Source organism: Trichocoleus desertorum AS-A10 (genome assembly GCF_039962155.1).
Taxonomy (GTDB): domain Bacteria; phylum Cyanobacteriota; class Cyanobacteriia; order FACHB-46; family FACHB-46; genus Trichocoleus.
In genome coordinates, this window is sequence record NZ_JAMPKN010000002.1 from 83,885 (window position 1) to 104,103 (window position 20,219).

The 20,219-nt window shown below is 50.0% G+C and carries 17 protein-coding genes and 1 other RNA gene; 8 read left to right on the forward strand and 10 right to left on the reverse strand.

From position 1 onward, the window contains the following. Nucleotides 1–38: 38 nt before the first annotated feature. On the reverse strand, nt 39–3,131 hold the full coding sequence (locus NDA01_RS04180) for a CHAT domain-containing protein (protein ID WP_348226999.1): 3,093 nt from the start codon (nt 3,129–3,131) through the stop codon (nt 39–41). A gap of 486 nt (nt 3,132–3,617) precedes the next feature. On the opposite strand from NDA01_RS04180, the gene NDA01_RS04185 reads away from it, so the two are divergent. Both NDA01_RS04185 and NDA01_RS04190 read left to right on the forward strand, forming a co-directional pair. After that, nucleotides 3,618–4,322, forward strand: coding sequence for a DUF8692 domain-containing protein (locus NDA01_RS04185; RefSeq protein WP_348227000.1), 705 nt, complete (start codon nt 3,618–3,620; stop codon nt 4,320–4,322). A gap of 96 nt (nt 4,323–4,418) precedes the next feature. Beyond that, nucleotides 4,419–4,745 (forward strand): thioredoxin family protein, encoded by a 327-nt coding sequence (locus tag NDA01_RS04190; protein ID WP_190556086.1) that lies wholly within the window; start codon nt 4,419–4,421, stop codon nt 4,743–4,745. On the opposite strand, the gene NDA01_RS04195 is transcribed toward NDA01_RS04190, so the two are convergent. Beyond that, on the reverse strand, nt 4,742–4,966 hold the full coding sequence (locus NDA01_RS04195; protein ID WP_348227001.1) for a hypothetical protein: 225 nt from the start codon (nt 4,964–4,966) through the stop codon (nt 4,742–4,744). The two genes, NDA01_RS04190 and NDA01_RS04195, sit on opposite strands and share 4 nt — an antisense overlap. Continuing rightward, a complete protein-coding gene (locus NDA01_RS04200; RefSeq protein WP_348227002.1) occupies nt 4,963–6,744 on the reverse strand; it encodes a S8 family peptidase in 1,782 nt (593 codons plus the stop codon). Before NDA01_RS04200 ends, NDA01_RS04195 begins: the two co-directional genes overlap by 4 nt. A gap of 118 nt (nt 6,745–6,862) precedes the next feature. Here NDA01_RS04200 and NDA01_RS04205 point away from each other — a divergent pair, with 118 nt between their 5' ends. The 4 genes from NDA01_RS04205 (at nt 6,863) to thiD (ending at nt 10,891) form a co-directional block, all read left to right on the forward strand. Beyond that, nucleotides 6,863–7,282, forward strand: coding sequence for a hypothetical protein (locus tag NDA01_RS04205; protein WP_190431605.1), 420 nt, complete (start codon nt 6,863–6,865; stop codon nt 7,280–7,282). A 367-nt stretch (nt 7,283–7,649) separates the two neighbouring features. Then, complete coding sequence (locus tag NDA01_RS04210; protein ID WP_348227003.1) at nt 7,650–8,519, forward strand: cell division protein FtsQ/DivIB; 870 nt, start codon at nt 7,650–7,652, stop codon at nt 8,517–8,519. A gap of 195 nt (nt 8,520–8,714) precedes the next feature. Further along, on the forward strand, nt 8,715–10,004 hold the full coding sequence (ftsZ, locus tag NDA01_RS04215; RefSeq protein ID WP_190431602.1) for a cell division protein FtsZ: 1,290 nt from the start codon (nt 8,715–8,717) through the stop codon (nt 10,002–10,004). A gap of 68 nt (nt 10,005–10,072) precedes the next feature. Then, nucleotides 10,073–10,891 (forward strand): bifunctional hydroxymethylpyrimidine kinase/phosphomethylpyrimidine kinase, encoded by an 819-nt coding sequence (gene thiD / locus NDA01_RS04220; protein ID WP_348227004.1) that lies wholly within the window; start codon nt 10,073–10,075, stop codon nt 10,889–10,891. 27 nt (nt 10,892–10,918) lie between these two features. Here the strand turns inward: thiD and NDA01_RS04225 are convergent, their stop codons facing one another. From NDA01_RS04225 to NDA01_RS04255, 7 genes are all read right to left on the reverse strand, one after another. Further along, complete coding sequence (locus tag NDA01_RS04225; RefSeq protein WP_348227005.1) at nt 10,919–11,326, reverse strand: hypothetical protein; 408 nt, start codon at nt 11,324–11,326, stop codon at nt 10,919–10,921. Between the two features lie 180 nt (nt 11,327–11,506). Further along, nucleotides 11,507–11,875, reverse strand: coding sequence for a phasin family protein (locus tag NDA01_RS04230; protein WP_190431595.1), 369 nt, complete (start codon nt 11,873–11,875; stop codon nt 11,507–11,509). Between the two features lie 254 nt (nt 11,876–12,129). After that, an RNA gene (gene ffs, locus NDA01_RS04235) (signal recognition particle sRNA small type) lies at nt 12,130–12,226 on the reverse strand. Nucleotides 12,227–12,280: 54 nt separating this feature from the next. Then, on the reverse strand, nt 12,281–13,606 hold the full coding sequence (locus tag NDA01_RS04240) for a RuBisCO small subunit-like domain-containing protein (protein ID WP_348227006.1): 1,326 nt from the start codon (nt 13,604–13,606) through the stop codon (nt 12,281–12,283). Between the two features lie 215 nt (nt 13,607–13,821). Continuing rightward, the gene (locus NDA01_RS04245) at nt 13,822–14,157 is read right to left on the reverse strand and encodes a ribulose bisphosphate carboxylase small subunit (protein ID WP_190554203.1); all 336 of its coding nucleotides are present in this window, start codon (nt 14,155–14,157) and stop codon (nt 13,822–13,824) included. A 46-nt stretch (nt 14,158–14,203) separates the two neighbouring features. Continuing rightward, nucleotides 14,204–14,614 (reverse strand): RuBisCO chaperone RbcX, encoded by a 411-nt coding sequence (gene rcbX / locus NDA01_RS04250; protein ID WP_190431590.1) that lies wholly within the window; start codon nt 14,612–14,614, stop codon nt 14,204–14,206. An 84-nt stretch (nt 14,615–14,698) separates the two neighbouring features. Further along, on the reverse strand, nt 14,699–16,129 hold the full coding sequence (locus NDA01_RS04255; RefSeq protein WP_190431588.1) for a form I ribulose bisphosphate carboxylase large subunit: 1,431 nt from the start codon (nt 16,127–16,129) through the stop codon (nt 14,699–14,701). A gap of 861 nt (nt 16,130–16,990) precedes the next feature. Here NDA01_RS04255 and NDA01_RS04260 point away from each other — a divergent pair. Next, nucleotides 16,991–18,109 carry a ligand-binding sensor domain-containing protein gene (locus NDA01_RS04260; protein WP_348227007.1) on the forward strand — a complete coding sequence of 373 codons (1,119 nt, stop codon included), beginning with the start codon at nt 16,991–16,993 and terminating at the stop codon, nt 18,107–18,109. A 129-nt stretch (nt 18,110–18,238) separates the two neighbouring features. Further along, a complete protein-coding gene (locus tag NDA01_RS04265) occupies nt 18,239–20,212 on the forward strand; it encodes an alpha/beta hydrolase (RefSeq protein WP_348227008.1) in 1,974 nt (657 codons plus the stop codon). Nucleotides 20,213–20,219: the final 7 nt, after the last annotated feature.

A 20,219-nucleotide genomic window follows, 5' to 3' on the forward strand; every position in this document is an offset into this window, starting at 1 on the left:
TGCCATTGAGCTGAGTGCAGTCCAAGAAAAATTGCATCTTAGGTTTGCGGCTGGAGTTTAGCGATCCCTCCCCAGTCCTTGATCGTAGATTCAGTCCACATCCAGTTTTTGCTTAAGGCATCGGGCTGGAAGGCCACTGGATTCTCAGTCATCACTTTTTGATAAAGCTTGAGCGCTTCATTTTGCAGGTTAGCGCGCTGTTCGGCAGGTTGATTTTGGGCGGACTTGGCTAGCACTAGGGCTAGGCCAGCATAAGCCATCAGATTCTCTTGGTTTCCTGGCCTTGCAGTTGCGGCTGGCGCGGTTGCTGCCGTTGGAGTGGTAGCAATGACACCTGGCTCAGATGGCGTAGTCGTTTGCGCTTCTTCTTGCAAGTAGAGTGCTTGGAACCAAGCCCGATTAGCTCGGTCCCAATTCTGTTCAGCGTAGTAAGCGAAGCCTAAGGCATTTTGATACAGAGCTAGCGATGCTGCATCAGTCTGTTCAGCTTCAGCTTGTTGGCGAACCGCAGTTTCCCAGTAACGACGGGCATCATCAACGCTATAGTCTTGGTTGCCTGTTTGCATCGACTGCCAAGCCAAGCGACCGCGTAGAAAACTCACGGCTGGATCATCAATCACAGTATTAGGAACGGCAGCCAAGGCGGCACTGGCTTGAGGCAAGGCTCCACGATCCAGCAGTTCTGCGATCGCTTGTTGCCCTGCGACCAGTTGTTTCCGACTCAGGTAGTCAATGGCCGCAGCTGTGACTGTAGCCGTATTAGTTGCTTTCAGGTCTAATGTAGTTTGGTTGGTTTGCGGATCAATGGCAAAAGAATTGTTGGAGTTGTTAGAGATAGATTCGGGCAAGGCTGGAATCGAAACTTGAGGACTTCGGTTTCGCTGGAACCACCAGAAACCGAACAAGGCGATCGCCGTGACTCCTGCTGCCGCCAAGATCAGCCACAACTTAGAGCGTCTGCGAGGCTGCTGCAACCAAGCACCCCAGCCATTAGAACTTCGACGAGGATATTCAGGCTGTAACGCTGAGTTTCTACCTGCGGTTGAGTTCGTGCCGCCAGGCAGTGCCGCTAGGCTCACCGCTTGTTGATACGCTGTTTTAGCTTCTGCAACCTTGCCTTGCTTGTATAGCGCTAAAGCCAAGTTACTATACACCTCAGCCAAGCTGGGGTTAATTTTTAGGGCTGCTTGGTAAGCAGCGATCGCATCCGCAAAGTTACCTTGTTGATAGAGGGCTAATCCTAGCTGGTTGTAGGCATCAACATCATTGGGATTTGCTTGAATTGCTCTTCGAGCCGTGGCGATCGCGGTACTAGCATTGGTAGGGGCAGCTAAGCCTTGCTCCAAATCCGAGAAGACTTGACTTAAGCGCGGATCGATCGCTGAGTTGGTAGACGGCTGCGTTTGAGGTGGCGGGTTGCGAGGAGGCGTGGACTTAGGCGAGGTAGGTTGGGGTTTGGGTGAGCCTGGCAAATCCAGATAAGGGGGGCGCTGAGACTCTGATCGGAGATTTTCAGCCGCAGGAGCAGACAAAAACGGTTCTTCTGCGGTCAGTTGGGGATCGGTAGGATTTTTTGACAACTGCTCAATCAACTCAGCCACTAAAGCCGAGTCGGCTTCGGACCCGAACTCATCATCAAACTCCAGATCATCTAACTCACCTAGGTCTTCGTCACCGTAGTCGTAGGGATCGTCCTCTAAATCTGCTGCTATGCCATTTAAAGACTGAGCGGAGGCTAGGAAGGCTTCCTCGTCAGTCAAACCAGAATGATGAACCTCTCCTAAGGGAGTTAAGTGATTGGTAGGGCGATCGCTAGGACTCCGCCAACGTGCAGTCGCCATTTCTTGAGCCGCACTGTAAAGGTCTGGTACGTTCCCAGTGATCAACTGCCCATCAAATTCGGGATGCAGATAGAGAATGGGCAAAGCCCAGTACAACTGGTGAGAGCCATAGGCCGAGATCAACCCCTGACGTGCCCGACTCAAGCTGAGATCCACTGGATACCCTTGCTTCAGATTGCGATAAAACAAGCGGGTTAAGGTCAGTGCCACATCATCTGGAATCCGCTCAGCCATTGCCAATACGCCAGGAATGCCCCGCTGCACCAAAGCTTCAGCGAGATTCTGTTCGCCAATCTCATGCTCCAAATCTGAAGTGGCGGTATAGGCACTACGGCAGGAGTTAAACACTACCATGCGGATGCCATTGTTGACCAAAAGCCCAGCCAAGTCATCTCCACTCAGCACCTCAGTTAGCCCAGTTTTGCCGTTCACCAAGTAGAGGTTGCCTCCTGCGGCCCCTAAGTTGCTGTGGCCCGCATAGTGCAAAACTTGAAACTGGCCTTGCTCTAGAGCTTGAGTCAACTGCTCGCGATCGGGTTGGTCTAAGATCGTCAACTGAATTTCTGCTGTGCTGCCCCCTGCTTCTGAGGCAGTTCCATGACGGCTACGCAATTCTTCTTGCAGGTGTAGTGCTTCACGTTTCAGCTCCAGTTGCTCTTGATCCGTTGGAGCTGCGATCGCCATCAAAATCTTGAGCGGTTGTTGCGACTCACGCATCAACTCTCTCAGAGCGGTTGTTGCCCCGACTAAACCTGGGCTGGGTTGATAGCGAGAAAATAAAACATCTGTGCCCGTCGCTAAGGGCCGAGAAGCACCACCTACGCGATGCCGCTCTCCGGTGTGCAATACCTCCCACGGTAAGCGAACTAAGCGGGCTCCCTTCAAACCTAAACGTAAACGCAAAACTTCTCGCCGATGCTGGGCAATCCCTTGTGCGGTCATCCAGCTATCGCGGATCGTACCCTGGAACAAAGCATTATAGAGCTGCTGTCCTAACGCTACCAAATGCCGTGGCGGTAGATTTTGGTTCGGCTCGCTGCCTCCGAGCACCAATTCCAGTTCGCGATTGCCTGGGTTATGCAGTTTATCTATCCCAGGATCAAAAACATCTTCCTGCAACAATCCCAGCAGCGGGTCGTTCATCAACTGACGCGCCTGATTTAGCCACTCTTCAACGGGCCAAACCACTTGTTCTTCGGCTAGAGGTACCCCTGGGGCAACTCGCTCCGTCCGTATTAAATACTCATCTTCCCCAACTGGGGTAACAGAAAGATGAAATTCCTGCGTCACAGCTACACTCCGCAAGACCATTAACCTACAAATGCACTCCTGCTCTCAAGCTCTTTTTTGAGAGCTTCCATCCACCACTGATGCCAAATCGGCTCTCACTCTACTCTAATGACAATCCTGCCCAAAAAGCTTGAAATGAGCTAGATCGAGCGGAGTAGTTACAGAGAGCACAACATCCTTCGCTCTTCAGGGAATGACGGTAAAGTTAGGCAAAAAGTTACCAGTCATTTGCCACTTAATCAGAGAAATTGTCCATTTGTACAGACAAACTTCCGGATCTCAAGGCAGGGCGCTAGAAAAGTAGTTTGGTAGATGCACCCTGATTTTAATCCCCTGGCTCCTTCGGGCAGTCGGGGGGTTTTCTTTTGTGGGCTGGCTCAAGGCCTGGATCTTCACTAGAGCTTGATGCGATCGCTCAACTGCCTTGATTGCGGCTTCATAAGCTCGATGCTATGGTCGGAAAGCAGCTAGCCCCCGGGTTCGCAGATGGCATCCGCTTTATCCACGATTACGAAGAATATTCGTCAACAGCTTTTGGGCAATCGTTCTGTGCTGTGGATCAATGGCTTAACCTTGGTACTTTTCCTGGTTTTGCTCACGCATGCCAAAGTTTGGGGCAGTCCCCAGGAAATTGAGTTCTTATTTCATAAAGCAGACCCCACCAAACAGCCTCACCTAGGCTTTCTCACCCTGATCTCCAATGTGCTGTGGGGCTTACCAGTGGCCTATTGTGCCTTTAGCTTAGGGTTGATGAAGCAGATTCACCCTCAGGGTAGGTTGGACCGTTTTCTCCTGCTCTCTGCCACTGGAATTTCGGTCATTTTGATTGATGAGGTCTACCGGATTACGATTAGTTTGGTAACTTGGTTTGGCGTTTCTAAAGTGTTAATTGCCAGCCTTTATGGCGTAGCTGCCTTGGGCTATATCTTCAGCTTTCGGAAACGGATTCACTCCACACCCTACGCCTTGCTCTTAGCAGCGATTAGTCTAGTTGTCATTTCCAGGGTGGTCGATTTGCTCAGAATTGCGGCTCCAGGGGCACCTGCCAGAATGCTGCTAGAAGATGGCACAAAGCTTTTGGGACTGGTGAATTTGACTTTGTACTGGTGGCTGGTCTGTCAGCAGGAAGTTTTGCGATCGCTTCAGCGATATCGTCAACCCACCTCTGTAAACGCGCATCAGCACCTATGATCGAAATTAAACCCTAGCGTCAGCTTGTGAGCCGCGATCGCAGGGTTGCTGAATGTTTCGCTAACCAGTTTCGCTGGCCAAAGGCAAGGAAATTTTATGGATCGAGCTGTTATCAAGTTTTCTTCAGAAGACTGTGGGACTTGCCACAAAATGTCTTTCTACGACCAAAAGGTGGCTGAAGAACTCGGTCTCCGCTTCATCAATTGCATGATGCAAGATACGGCCACTTACCGTCAGTATCGCAAGATTTTGTTGGCCCAATATCCTGACAAAGAAGGGATGGGGTGGCCCACCTATATTGTTTGTGACTCTCCTGATGCAGAATTTAAGATTCTTGGAGAAGTCAAAGGCGGCCACCCCAAAGGTGAGTTTAGAAGTCGGTTACAGGCGGTTCTAGAAACAGTTCCGGCTGGCGAAGGTTAATCTTTCACTTCAAATTTAGTGACTTCTAAAACGGGGCCAATCATAGCGAATGTCATCACATCCTCCCGGACTTGGCCTTCCACTGTGACTTGGATGCCAGACCTTTTCAAGTCATCGGGAGCTTTGTGCAGTTCGTAAGATTGGCCGTCTTCGCCAACTAACGCCCAGGTACCAGGTCCGATGCCTTTGCGCTCGATTTTGCCCGTGACTTTCACACTCATGCGGCTTCTCCTTCTCCTCTCGTTACCAGATAGGCTAACCCGAAACACAACAGGGCGTTTACGGCTAAGTAAGCTTGGGCGATCGCGCCTGTACCGAGCCAAAGCAGGTGTGGAGACATAAACGCACTAATGGCTAAGCAAGAGGCGACTCCCAAAGTTGTGCCAACGGCAAACCACTTCCATTCCGCATGGCCGAGAAACAAGGCCAGCAAGAGGAAGGGAATCAAAACGCTGGCAAAGACAGGATTCAGTGCATTTGTCCCTTGAAGGGCCGTGCCTAATTCGGGAATTGAACTACCCATCACCCGGAAGGGCCACTGGGGCAAATCCATAATATAAAAGCCGCGAAAGACAAATAGCCCCGCGCTTCCAGCAACTAACCCACTAGTGAGCGGCCAACTCCAGAAAGGTAAGTAGTTGCGGAGGAACCAAGCCAGCAAGTAAGACCCCAGCACCATTGCGACCTTAGGTAGTATGGCCACGGCACCGCCATCAATCCAAAAACGGGGGTTGAGATAGCCATTATCCCGCAGCCAGCGGAAGAAATCGCGGAAGGTGATTTGCCCTCGCATTGCCAGTTTCACAGCATTGGCGGCATCTAAGTGACCTGCCCCATAGTAGTTGAGACCGTCATCTGTGACGGCGCGGGCCGACTCCAAAAGTACATTCCGAATCGCATCGGGTTCTTGTACCCCAGACGCTTTGATCAGCGCTGCTACACCAGCCACATGAGGAGCAGCCATGCTAGTGCCTTGGAAAGCCGCAAAGATCGGTTCGCCCGTTTCTGCATCAATGGTATTTTGCAGAATGCCGCCTGTGCTGTCTTCACCTTGGGTTTGGCCACCGGGGGCTGCGATATCTACACCTGCCCCATAGTTGGAGTAGATGGCTTTTTCACCTGTCGGGCCTAAAGCGGAAACTCCAATCACATGTGGGTAGCGAGCGGGGTAAGAAGCTGAGTTTTGATTGGCGTTGCCTGCGGCAGCGATGATCACCACGCCTTTGTCATGCGCATAGGCGATCGCTTCTTGCATGACTTCACTTTCACCGCCGCCCCCCAAGCTCATGTTGATCACGTCAGCATCATGGTCTGCAGCGAACTTAATCGCTTCGGCAATATCGGCCACTGTGCCGCCACCCGCCGCACTCAAAACCTTCAAAGGCATCAGGTTTGCTTCATAAGCAACTCCTGCCACGCCATAACCGTTGTTGGTAGATTGAGCGATCGTGCCTGCGACGTGAGTACCATGACCGTTGTCATCACTAGCATCACTGCGATCGCTGACAAAGTCGTAGCCTTCCACAAACTGAGTGTTTTTGAGGTCAGGTACCCGGCTAACTCCCGTATCGATTACGGCGACGGTAACCCCACTGCCCTTAGTTTCATCCCAAGCAGCTTCCGCATTAATGCTTCTGAGGTTCCATTGCTTGCTGTATTCGGGGTCGTCAGGGGTGAAAAAGGCTCGATAAATATAGTTCGGCTCGATCGCTTCGGTAGACTTAGCCAGTTTAGATTTTTGTAGCGCTTGTAGAAGTCGAGAATTTCCTTCCACAATGTAAAGATGATCGCCCTCGGAGAACTCGCTATTTAACCGAGGCTTCACTTGGTACTGCTGCGCGATCGCATCCAACTGTTGTTGAATTTGCACTGCTGGAATATCCTCGCGAAAATCCAGCACAATCGATTCGTAGGTTCCGTTTGCTGCCAATCCTTTAAAGCTGGCGATCGCTAACATTAGCCCCGCCAGAAACAAGCCCACCAGCCCCAGCCTTCTCATAGAAACTCATCACTACAGCTCGTTGCCTTCAACCATAGCTCACGCACTAGGGGGTAGCGGTAATATTGCAGGATAGTTACGGACTGATAATTTTTCTAGATTATCTCTAAATTCGATTATGGAAAGAGGTCTTTTGTGGCTACCCTTGCTAGGCGTTTTTATTTGGCTCGCTTGGGCAGGTTGGAACGAGTATCAAAAAGTAGAAGCTTACCGCCGCTGGGCAGAGCAATTTGAGCGAGCCAAATACGATATTTACGCCGTTCTGGGGCAGCAGGGCAGTGACCTTACTTGGGGGCAACCCACCCGTCGCGGCCCGATTAATTTAGCTGCTTTTTCACTCAAGGAAGTTCAAGCCATTCGCCTACTAGTGGACGACCAAGCAGTAGACTTAAACGCATTGCCACAAAAAGGTCGTAGTATTTTTCTAGAATTTTCTTTACCTAACCCAGCCCAGCCCATTCGCATCCCTTTCACGGATGTCACATTAGCAGCGAATTGGGGTAGACATCTGCAACAAGAACTTGCTAGCTACTCCTAGCTGTTTAGCGCCTCGCGACTCCGGCGATCGCCCCAACGTATTTTATAAAAGCTAGTAAAATTCTTGGAATTTGCCACGTTGCATGCTAAATCTGGCAACCTAGGGCAACGAGCGGCCAATTCCTCCTCTACTAGGAGCGATCCCCTCTTAGATTTGGCTCTAGCGATCGCAAATTAAGCCAGTAGCGATTAAACTTCTACAGGGTTGGTTGCAACCACAGTCAATTCCTCGTCAATTCAGTTGATGGTTTGGTAACCAGTCCGCTCTTCACCCAATTGCCCAATTGCCCATTCCTCGCTGCACTCGCAAACTTATGCATCTTCCCCCGTCCCTCCATACTCTTCCTTTTTCGAATTGAGAGGTGCCGATGACTAGTATTTCATCAGTCTCTCAAAACGAACTCGCGCAAAGACGCCAGAAGCTCCGCCAAGAACGACGCTTGAAAGCCTTACAGACCAGTTGGCGCACCATAGCAGTCAGCGGTCTAGCGGGAGGGCTCGCTTGGGTGATCACCTTGCCAGGTTGGGTGATTCGCCAACCGGACCAAGTGGCGATCGCAGGTAATCGGTTTCTCTCCGCCCAAGCCATTCAGTCTTTATTGCCAATGGCTTATCCTCAATCGTTGCTGCAACTCGAACCTCAAGCGATCGCAGCCCAGCTAGAATCAAAAGCGCCGATCGAGGACGCCACTGTAGCACGTCAGCTATTCCCCCCCAGACTGATTGTGCAGGTCAAAGAACGCTATCCCGTCGCCATGATCTCCGATCTCCCTAACGCTGAAGCTGTTAAAGACAAAGAGACAAAACCAGCAACAGGTCTCTCAAATGTGGGATTTCTGGATGCGAATGGTGTCTGGATTCCCATTGAGAGCTATACTTCCTTTGATCAATCGTTCCAGTTGCCAACTCTCAAAATTGTTGGCTATCAAGAACAGAAGCGATCGCAGTGGGCTGAGCTGTATCAAGCAGTTAGCCAAAGCCCTGTTAAAGTCACAGAAATTGACTGGCGTGACCCAAGCAATATAGTCCTTAAAACTGAGTTAGGAATCTTTCATTTCGGCTCTTATAGTTCTAGATTTGCTCAGCAAATCCAAGCGATGGATCAGCTACGAAAACTCTCAGACAAGCTGAATCCCAAGCAAGTTGCTTATGTCGATCTACAAAATCCAGATGCTCCCTCAATTCAAATGCAGAAGGCCAATAACTCGGTAAAATCTAATACGGATAGCACTGATTGAGCTTGCCACCTGTAGGTAATAAGTCAGCGATAACTATCTTTAGGAATGCTGCTGATCAGTCAGATCAAATCAGATTAAAGATGGGTGGGAGCCTAATGCTATCATTGGTTTTTCAATCGACTTACCCTATAGTTAACTAGAGTTGCCCAGCGCTGCCCAGAATTAAAAAGTTGTTTATAAGCCATCCCCGATCCAATGACATCTAATAGTACATCTAATAGTAAATTGGGCTCTATCACCGAAGGCTCCCACGCAGAAGAGCAATCCTCTTTCTCAGTGGCAGATACTGCCAAAAACCCGTTTAGCAACTCTACAGTTCGGTTTAATCAATCTCGCGACGCAAAAGTTGTGCTAGAAGAATCTCGGATGGATGGGATTGTCCCCAGTAGTGTTGCCAAAATCAAAGTAATTGGCGTTGGTGGAGGGGGTGGCAACGCAGTCAATCGCATGATTGCCAGCGACGTATCAGGAGTTGAGTTTTGGTCCGTTAATACGGATGCTCAAGCCTTAGCTCAAGCGATGGCCCCTAAGCATTTACAAGTTGGCCAAAAATTGACTCGTGGTTTAGGTGCAGGTGGTAATCCGGCGATCGGGCAGAAAGCAGCGGAAGAGTCGCGCGATGAAATTGCGGCGGCCCTAGAAAACTCTGACTTAGTGTTCATCACCGCTGGCATGGGCGGTGGCACTGGGACTGGTGCAGCTCCGATTGTGGCCGAGATTGCTAAGGAAGTTGGCGCTTTAACGGTGGGAGTCGTGACTCGCCCATTTACCTTTGAAGGCCGACGACGCACCAGCCAAGCCGATGAGGGCATTGCAGCCCTACAGAGCCGAGTAGACACCCTGATCGTTATTCCCAATGACAAATTATTGTCAGTGATCTCCGAGCAGACTCCGGTTCAAGAGGCCTTTAGAGTCGCCGATGATATTTTGCGTCAAGGGGTGCAGGGAATTTCGGACATCATTACCATCCCTGGTTTGGTTAACGTGGACTTTGCAGACGTACGAGCCGTGATGGCTGATGCAGGCTCTGCATTGATGGGAATCGGCATTGGTTCTGGCAAGTCACGGGCGAGAGAAGCTGCGATGGCAGCTATTTCATCACCGCTTCTGGAATCCTCCATTGATGGTGCTAAAGGGGTGGTCTTCAATATCACGGGCGGCACTGATTTAACGCTGCATGAGGTTAATGCGGCTGCCGAAATCATATATGAAGTCGTTGATCCCAATGCCAATATCATCTTTGGGGCAGTCATCGACGAGCGTATGCAGGGAGAAATTCGGATCACGGTCATTGCCACAGGCTTTACGGGTGAGGCTCAACCCGCAGCTCAACCCGCTAGAGTCGCGCCACTGCGCCGAGGTGTCACCCCTCCGATTACGCCTCAGGCTCCTCAAACCCCAGTCAACGAGCCGAGAAATAGACCTGGTGAACCAGACATTCCTGAGTTTCTTCAAAGAAGAAGAGAGAGACCCCCAACCCGTTAAAGACTCGCTCAAGAGTTGAGTGCCCTTAGGCAGTGATATTTCAGTTCGTCACTTTGGATTGATTTAATATGACCCTGACAGGGAATGCTCGGATTCCTGTAGCACTGACGATCGCGGGTTCTGATAGCGGTGGTGGGGCAGGAATTCAGGCTGACTTACGCACTTTTGCCTTTCATCAAGTGCATGGCACTAGTGCGCTCACTTGTATCACGGCCCAAAATACTTTAGGAGTCAATCGCGTTGATGCGTTGTCTGCTGCGGCTGTCGTGGCTCAGATAGAAGCGGTGGTGCAAGACATTGGGGTGCAAGCGGCTAAGACGGGGATGCTGCTGAACCAAGAAATTATCGCAGCGGTGGCACAGCAGGTACAGCTTTTGCGATTGCAGAATTTGGTGGTCGATCCAGTCATGGTGTCTCGGACTGGAGCACAGTTGATCGATGACTCGGCGATCGCCACCTTAAGAGATGCCTTAATTCCCCAAGCTGCGATCGTCACCCCCAATCGTTACGAGGCTCAACTTTTAAGCGGTCTGACAATCGACACACTCGATGACATGCAAGCAGCGGCTCAACGGATTTATCAGCTAGGAGCTAAAGCAGTATTGGTCAAAGGCGGGGGCATGGCTGGCGAACTGCGAGGGGTTGATGTCTGGTTTGATGGCCAGCATCTAGAAACTTTGACCACTTCTAATGTTGACACAAAAAACACCCACGGCACTGGCTGCACTCTCTCAGCCGCGATCGCCGCCAATCTAGCAGACGGCAAAGATTTACTGTCTGCTACCAAGATGGCTAAAGATTACGTGACTACAGCCTTAACTCATTCCCTAAATATTGGGCAAGGGCAAGGCCCTGTAGGGCACTTTTTCCCTTTACTATCCCGCTAAGAGTTTAGCTGTAGGTATAGTGAACCCCTAGAACGATTCCCAGTCAGAGCACTTCTCTGTCTCTACTCCGTAGGGGTGCATGCCACAGACTAGGGGATTACCACCATAGATTTGCCCATGATAGTGGCTACATCCCATGCAAGCAGGATGTTTAGTGACAATTGGCTCTACGTTGTAGAACAAAGGTTCCATCGATTCTATGTCGGAACTCTCCAACCCAAAATATAGCTCGAGGAACGAGCTGGTCAGCTCATCAAGTCGCTGGTCAACCTCAGTAAAAATCGTGCCTTGTACTTGTTCTACGATTTCCTCTGAGAGCTTGGCAAAGATATCGATCGCATCATCAATATCTCGCTTTACCTCTAAAAAGAACAGCTCTACTTCATCAGCTACTAATTCGAAACCAGTAAAGAAATCTTTTGACCAATCTTCCATAGGTTTGTTGCTTGTCTGCAAGCGAGATCTGGGACTGCGCCGAGTTTGTCTCTAGTCAGCGCCAACACACTGGATGAAACCCCCATCTACCAACTTCAGCTTTAGCAATTGGTGAGGGAGACTGATCAAAAATCATAACTTAGATAGATGACTCCGTAGCATTCTGTTTACACACAGCAACTACTCTCGCTCTAGCCGCCGTAGTTCCTCTTGCAAATCCATCACTTGCTGGCGCAAATTGTCTACATTTTGCGTTTCAGCCTTAGTTGGCTCTTCATCATCTGAGAGAATTTCGATCCGTCGCGGTTCGGAGCTTGTTGGCTCTGGAGCGGGAGTTGCCCCAGGTTGCTGGGCTCGATTCACCATATCGTCAACAAATCGACGGGCTTCTTCTGTGCTCATCTCGCCCTTAGCCACGAGTTCATCTGCTAGTTTTTGGGCTTGTACCCGTAGTTCCCCTAGCTTGCCGCCTGCTTTCTCGCCTGCATAGGAGGCCAGTCCGACTCCTAGGTAAAACGCTTTTTGGACAAGATCTCCAAATCCAGCCATATCAACCACAGCTCCTTAGCAGCTTAAAAGTTTAATTGTAGTGAGCCATGCTGGAAGTTTTGCCATATTTGCACTTCTAGCATCCAGACTCTTGAAGCAGATGCTTCTAGGATAAGCAGAAATCGAAATCACTGCCCATAGCTATAATGCTTGGCTTGCTAGCTTAGCTTGTTAAATGAAAAACTCTATAAGCTCAGGTAAGCGTAATATGTAGCGATCGCCCCTGGCAGTCTGTAAGTACCCTTTAAAACAAAGGAGACCCGGAGACCACGCCTGCTATAAGCATCCCGTATTGCTGCTACCTTCCGGTCCTGACAAGATTTGGGCGTTATGGCCGCGTGGGTCCGAGTCGATCCTTATTATAGCTCGAGTTACGTCAATTTTTCTATCTAGCAACTCAAATTATTAACTCGATTTGCCATTTGGGCGTTGAACTACCGTTTCCATCATGCGGCGCTTGGCTTTGGGATCAATGCCCACCACCCGAACGTAGTCATTACTATGCTCTGCTAAGCAGGCCTCTAACGCTGCGATCGCTTCTGACTCATGGCCTTGAATCGCAGCGTAGGATTGCCAGGAGTTAGTACGGAAGCGACGCTCATCCACAAATTCAATGCCCAAGCGGTAGCCTTGAGCCAAAATTTGCTGGACTTGGTCCGCCGCCTCAACATTTAACTTGGTGCTAGTAGAGTGGGTCTGCTGAGCTGTAGGCTGGGGACGCTGGTTAGATTCCTGGTTCACGCTTTTGGAACGGTTGCCATTGACAGGCTGAGGAGGAGCGATTGGCTGTTCAGGTCGAGGTTGGGGAGCCGGGCGAGATTCCTCTTCATTGGTCCGATGGAATCCTAGCCGCAAGTTGCGATTGTATTCTTCTGACAAGCGCATTTGCTGCACCCGTTGCTGTTCTTGCACCATAAATTCACCGACTTCAATTAGATGCGGCAAGCTAAAGTCAGGTCTGTGGAATTCGGGGGGGCGATCGCCACTATTAACCACCCTGAGGGAGACGCGATCGTACCCGACATCTTTAATGAAGTTCAGCACCTGTTCATCGTAGAGCCGAGCCCGGAGCGCTCCAAAGAAATCGACAGACTGATTGATAAAGTGATCGACAAGCTGTTCAATGTTTTGCTGCTGAATCGCATCCGCTTCAAAAATGCCACCAACAATGCCAATTTTGTCGTCCCGATTCGGCTCCCAATAGAACTTATCCATCCGCCCGTCCCGGATCAGGGGGGCGTATAAAGTTGACAAGTCATTTCCTGTGATAATGATCGGCACGCGGTGCAATGGGGTCGAGTCGTAACTGCCAGGGAGTTGGACGTTGGTAGGGTTGTCGGCAATATTCATTAAGGTGCCGTTCACCAACTGGGTGTTTACGGTGTACTGCGTCCCTTGATCAAGTCGCCCAGCTCCAGCGTCTAAGTCGTTGATCATCAGCACGGTCATTTTGCCTCGCGTCCGCACCAACTCGGCAGCTTCTCGGTATCTCAGGCGGATTAGGCGAGCCGGATCTCCCGCATCTGGACTCTCTAACTCGCCCGCCGACATATGGACAACTTCGACCCCCAGGCGCTCGAAAACTAACTCGCACTGAAAAGATTTCCCCTCACCTTTACGACCGTGGATGCCTAAAAGCAAAGGAACTCGGACGTTGGGTAAATCGAGAAAGTTTTTTGTGATATGAACAGCTAGCTTATCCAGGAAGCGAGGCGAGATGTAGTAGCTCATGACGTTGGGGGAAGTAAACTGCTGGGCCTAAAACTAATGTTAAGTTTTTCTGACAAACACGATCGCTAAATGGCGCAAAGAGTCTTAAATAATCCAAAAAATAAGGAGAGGTAGAGTCTTCTACCCCTCCAGACTTTCACCTAGGAGAGTGATTGCACTAGGTTGATATTAAGCACAGGTCGGCAAATGTCCTGGCTTACTTGGTAGATACAAGCTTAGTAGCGGTTGGTGTTGGGCTTGTGAACGATAAAGCTCAACACTTGGCACTGCTTGATGTTGTCGAAACCCACAACACGGATGTAGGAACCAGAGTACTCAGAGCGGCAAGCGCGTACTTCACTGAGAACTTCTTGAGTGCTAGATGCACCAAACAGAGGCAACTTCCACAAAGTCCAGTAGTGCTGCTCAGGATCAGAATCTTCGCTGAACTCTACAGCAGGAATGTAGCCTTGGTCGAGGATGTACTGGAGTTGTCTGGTGATTTGAGCGTCAGACAGAGGGGGAAGATAGGATAAGGTTTCGTAACGACGCTCTTTGGGTAGAGTTCTCATGGGTCCTGTTGCTATTTCTTACGTTTACGTGGACTAAATCTCACTGCTAACCCGGTAGGTTATCCAGATTAGATTCAGAATCTTGGACAGGTTCAGGCTGGGGGGGAGCATCAGTCGTGGTGAGCTGGCTCATTCGCTCCAGCTGTTGACGCCGGTGCTCAACGTTGGCCTGCTTAATGTCAGCACGCGCCATTTCGGGTAGAAATTCGGTTACTGACTCCGCTAGATGCTCTCTTACGGTCATGATGCGAAATGCCAGTTCCTGATTTTCTTTCAGGAGCGCTTTGAGGTATAGTTCTCCGTCTTGGATGGTGCCTTGACCAGAGAAGCGATGCAACCAAAGGGCTAATGGCGGATTCGTTTCACTTAATTGAGCTAGGACTGTTCGCATTGCCTGGTAAGTCAGGTAGCTAACTAGCACCTTCGTTGTATCTTTGGCAATTCTTTTGATATCCATGCAACGACCCCAGCCAATGGAAACAGATGAAGGATGAGGGATGAAGGATGAAGTTTGCCTTCATCCTTTGTATTTCCTTCAGCCTTAGAGAGTGTCCATTGCCTCGAATTCGAACTTGATTTCTTTCCAGAGTTCGCAGGCGGTCGCCAATTCAGGGCTCCACTTGCAAGCTTCACGGATGACGTCGCCGCCTTCACGCATCAAGTTGCGACCTTCGTTACGAGCTTGGATACAAGCTTCCAAGGCGACGCGGTTAGCGGTTGCACCAGGTGCGTTACCCCAGGGGTGACCGAGGGTACCACCACCGAACTGCAAGCAGGAGTCATCACCAAAGATTTCTACCAGCGCTGGCATGTGCCAAATATGGATACCACCAGAAGCCACAGGCATTACACCAGGCATGGAAGCCCAGTCTTGGGTGAAGAAAATACCACGAGAGCGGTCTTGCTCCACGTAGTTCTCACGCATCAGGTCAACGAAGCCCATGGTGATCGCTTTTTCACCTTCGAGCTTACCTACAACGGTACCGGAATGCAGGTGGTCACCACCGGACATCCGTAAGCACTTCGCCAAAACGCGGAAGTGAATACCGTGGTTCTTCTGACGGTCGATAACCGCGTGCATAGCCCGGTGAATATGGAGCAGGACTCCATTATCACGGCACCAACGAGCCAGGGTGGTGTTTGCAGTGAAACCACCGGTGAGGTAGTCGTGCATGATGATGGGGGTGCCGATTTCTTTGGCGAATTCAGCCCGCTGCATCATTTGCTCACAGGTAGGAGCAGTCACGTTGAGGTAGTGACCCTTGATCTCGCCAGTTTCAGCTTGAGCTTTTTCAATTGCTTCTTGAACGAACAGGAAGCGATCGCGCCAGCGCATGAAAGGCTGAGAGTTGATGTTTTCGTCGTCTTTGGTGAAGTCGAGACCACCCCGTAGACATTCGTAAACGGCACGACCATAGTTCTTAGCAGACAAACCAAGCTTAGGCTTGATGGTGCAACCCAACAGAGGACGACCGTACTTGTTCAGTTTGTCGCGCTCAACTTGAATCCCGTGGGGAGGACCTTGGAAGGTCTTCAAGTAAGCAACAGGAATCCGCATGTCTTCAAGACGCAGAGCCCGGAGTGCTTTGAAACCAAACACGTTACCTACAATCGAGGTCAACATGTTGGTCACAGAACCTTCTTCGAACAGGTCGAGAGGGTAAGCGACGTAGCAGAAGTACTGGTTGTCTTCACCAGGAACGGGCTCGATATCGTAGCAACGACCCTTGTAGCGATCGAGGTCGGTCAGCAAGTCGGTCCATACAGTGGTCCAAGTACCTGTGGAAGACTCAGCAGCTACAGCAGCGCCAGCTTCTTCGGGAGGAACGCCAGGCTGAGGAGTTACCCGGAAAGCAGCCAACACGTCTGTATCTTTGGGTGTGTAGTCTGGGGTGTAATAGGTCAGGCGATAATCTTTAACACCAGCCTGATACCCAGTTTTTGTCTGAGTCTTACTTTGCGAATATGACATACTTTCCCTTCCTAGGAATCACTCAACTTACATCGATTAACTGAGTGCATCCAGACCAAATTGAGACTATAAAGATACTTCTCTAACCGAGTCTGAATACTGTGCGTAGGTACCTTTGCCTATGAACTTGACATTGCCAAAGCTTCACTAAGCTGGTGCGACCCCACCTTTTACCTGGTTCACTCTGTGCCCATCGGTAAGCTCAAACAAAATATATCAGGAATTCAATAAGCTAAACCTTAAACATTCTTTACTCACTTATATTTTTTACTTATAGAAAGATCTTAAAAGTAAAAGTTACATATTTTTCTTGATGGATCTCAATTCAAACAGGAGTAGAACCGCATTAATTCGTCGTTTTCTTAAATTAAGTTCATTTGAAAACTTGCCATTTTATGCATGTAGAGTTCAATTGAAAATAAATTGGGGATCAAGAATCTCAGGGAAATATTATATAAATTCATCAAGTCGTATTCAAAGTAGGGGGCCTTACGATCGCCCACTGATCAAGCCTATGTTTTTTTCACGGCCAAGCAATTTTTAACGCTTAATTTATTTGCATCTATTTGCATCTAGTAGCTGGCGATCGCTCTAAATTCGGAACATTTTTTGCCGAATTCCTGACTGATTCAGGAACTAGCAGGGTATGCTGATGCACAAGATGCTATTCAGCCCCGACTGTTCTAGCTCTAGGGACTCAACTCGGCTGTCCCTAAGGCTTATAGTAGGGTGGGTCGAAATTCTCTATTCCTAGATAATTAAGGGCGATCGCGCTCTGAAATTCATACACTTACTGGGTTGAGAGCCTCTCATTTGACGTCTATTATTTCACTGCTTACTTCCCACGGTAGGAGCTTTGTCATGGCAGCTTTGCGAACTCATCTTGGTGTGATTTTTGGTGCCACATTGCTATGGCTAGGTTTGCCGGGGGTAATTAGTCAATTTAACGGGCTAGCTAGCCGTACCTTGGCTCAATCAGCAGTTGGAGGTAGCGCGCCCGTTTACCCTAGAGAAGCGCCACCCCTACGCGTGAGGCCGCTACCTAGCGATCGTCAATCACAAGAAACTGAAACCCTGGGAGCAGATTTCCGGGTGACTGCCTTACAGCCAGGGTCTACAGGCAGTTTGTGGGTGGGGTCTTGGCAGGGTTTAGCCCGGATTAACCCCAATACAGGCAACATTTTGGCGCGAATTAAACTGCCAAACTACACCATTGGAGCCTTGGCGCAAGACAAAGTGGGGCGGATTTGGGTAGGAACTTATACAGGTCTGTTGCGCGTTGACCCCCGGAGCAATGAAACGACCGCCCAAAATTTCTCCCTACCTTCTAACCGGGTCTTGTCGCTGCTAACCGATCGTCGGGGTTATCTGTGGGTAGGCACCGATCGCGGTTTGGCACTGATTAGCCCCGACCAAGGGCTGCTAATGACCACCGTGAAAGATTTGCCAGGGGTGAGTGCCAATGCTTTAAGCCTCGACCCGCAAGGGCAACTGTGGGTGGGCACTTTAGAGGGATTGGTGCAGATCAATACTGCCAATGGCTTTATCCTAAGACAACAGCCGGATGTGCCCGGAACTACAGTTCAAGCTTTGACGCTGGGTCCTAGAGGGACTTTGTGGGCTGGCACTCCCAATGCACTGCTCGAAGTTGACCCTAGGACTGGCCAAGTACTGCGATCGGTGACTCAGCTCCGGGGTCGCAATGTCATATCGGTACAGTTCGACAAAGTGGGGAGTCTTTGGGTTGGCACCACTAAGGGCTTGGTGCGGGTCAATCCTTACAACGGAGCGATCGCGGGTCAAATCCCTAACTTGCCTTCTGATGAAATTTTGGCCCTCTCTCCTGACACGGGAAATAAAGTGTGGGTAGGCACCAGTGAAGGATTGGGTTGGGTCAGCTTGACAACTGGCGAATCTAAATCGCACTTAGCTTTTACTCGTCAAGATGCTGAATCTCAAAATCAAGCTCAACAGCCCTAACCGGAATTGAGAACTGTGAAGGATTAGTTATTTTCAGGCGTTAAGTCAAGTCCGAAGTTTAGAATTTGCCAATTCACTCGGATTTATTGACCTCCGACCTGTTTACTGATCCTCAGTTTGAAGTTGCTTATGGTTACTCGGCGCTTTTTCGACAGTCTACCGTTCTCGTGGGAAGGAAAATCTGCTGAAACCATTCAGAATGATTGTCGTTGGCTAGAATCCATTACGCGCAATGCGGCCCCATTTTCTGACTGGTGGACTAAAGCGCGGATTGTTCAGCTGGCTTATCCCACGCCTCCCCATCCGCTAGTCACGACAGCAGAGCCCTTACCAACTTATGCGGGGTTAGGCTCGGAAGCAGCGATCGCCGAAGTTTTGCAGAGTTTGTGCAGCCCAGAGAAGTATCCTGACTTTCATCGCAAAGTGAATGTTGAGTTTGTGACGGAAACGCTCAACTGTTGGAAGTTGCGCCAGTTTTCTCAAGCAATTAGCCGCAACTTTGAGGTTTACGCCGATCTTGAGCATCCCAATACTTTTTTGGTGACGAGTACCGCTCCAGTTTCGCTAGAGGTCGATCGCCAACTGCCTCCTTCACACCGATTTCGGCCTCTATTCAACGTCGATGAATTCGCTCGGATCGTTCAGGAGCGTGACGCTAAGCGGCTTAGCCTTAGAACTCATGGCTATTCCAGCCCTGCTTCAGGTTTTTACGAATCGTTTACCAATGAAGCCGACGAGCTAAACCGTCCTGACCCCGCGACCCACGCCCGAACGCTACAGGACGACCACTTTTACATCGGCTACCAATGGCCGAGCGAACAGCCTGTGACTAGTCCTGGTTTGTGGGCTGACTACCGCAGCCATCTCGGCATTGTTTTCAAGTTTTTATTCGTGGTGAGCGGGATAGCGGGAATTTTCGGTACGTTGCTCTACATTTTTCTGAAGCTGTTTGGCATTCCAGTACTGAAGTTGTTGGGGCTACTTCCTGGCGTTGCTCAAGTCTGGGAGTGGAGCGATTTTGTGGACACCGTCGATTTGGCGGTGCAGTGGTACTGGATTGTGCCCACCATATTTCTGCTGTGGACAATTGTGTTTTTGCTGCTGCGGGTTGTGGTCTATCTGCGCGATCGCTACCGAGCGATTCACTATGGCGCTCCAGATTTAGCCGAGTTTTTCTGGCGGTTGGATCGAGCCTTGAGCAATCTTGCCAAGAGTGCATCTAATTCGTCTCAGGCAATAGAGACAAATGCACCAACCACAAGCGATCGCCAGCTCAGCCTCAATCTCATCGGCCACAGCATGGGTGGGCTTTTGGTGGTCACTGTGCTGCGAATTTTGTCCGATCGCTTTGGTAAGGATGACCAAGGTAGCTTACTGCCTGACCCCAGCAGCCCAGTGGGAGAAGAAGCTGACAGCATTGGCGAGCATCTGCGCTTAGACACATTGATTTTGGCCTCACCAGATATTCCCTTGGAATTTATGCGGGAGGGACGCAACAACTATGTGCGATCGGCGATGCGGCGCTGTCGGCGAATTTATTTGATGTCGAGCGATCGCGATATTGTGCTGCGTTATCTGTCTACGGTGAGCAACTGGTTTAGTGAGCCAAGTATTCAAATGGCGGGGATGCGGCTGGGTAATCTTTATCTCAAGCCGATTCGGGTCAGTGGTAGTATCCAGTACCGTCCTTACATCCGCATCATGGTGCATTCGGAGCGAGCGGTGCAGGCAACTTCGTCTTATGAGCTGTTCCGCAAGTTCAACTATTTAGATTGCTCGGAGATGCGGGGTGATCAAGAAACAGGTGGCGTGAATGCGGTAGCTTTTCCGCTCAATCGTTTTAATGGTTTGCTGATTGACCTGATCAACACAACGCTATTTTTGTTTGGCATCAAAAAGCTGGATGTGCATGGCGGTTATTTTCAAACCAACACGCGATCGTTTCAAATTCTCAAGTTCTTACTCACGGCCAACTTTTTGGCGGATGAGGTGATTAAGGGTGAAATCGAGGCGATGATTGCGGGGACTCCGATTAAGTTTTTGCCGAGTGAGTCTTGGGTGATGCCAACGTCAACTGCTGACTCAACCGCAACTGGAACTTGAGTTGGGC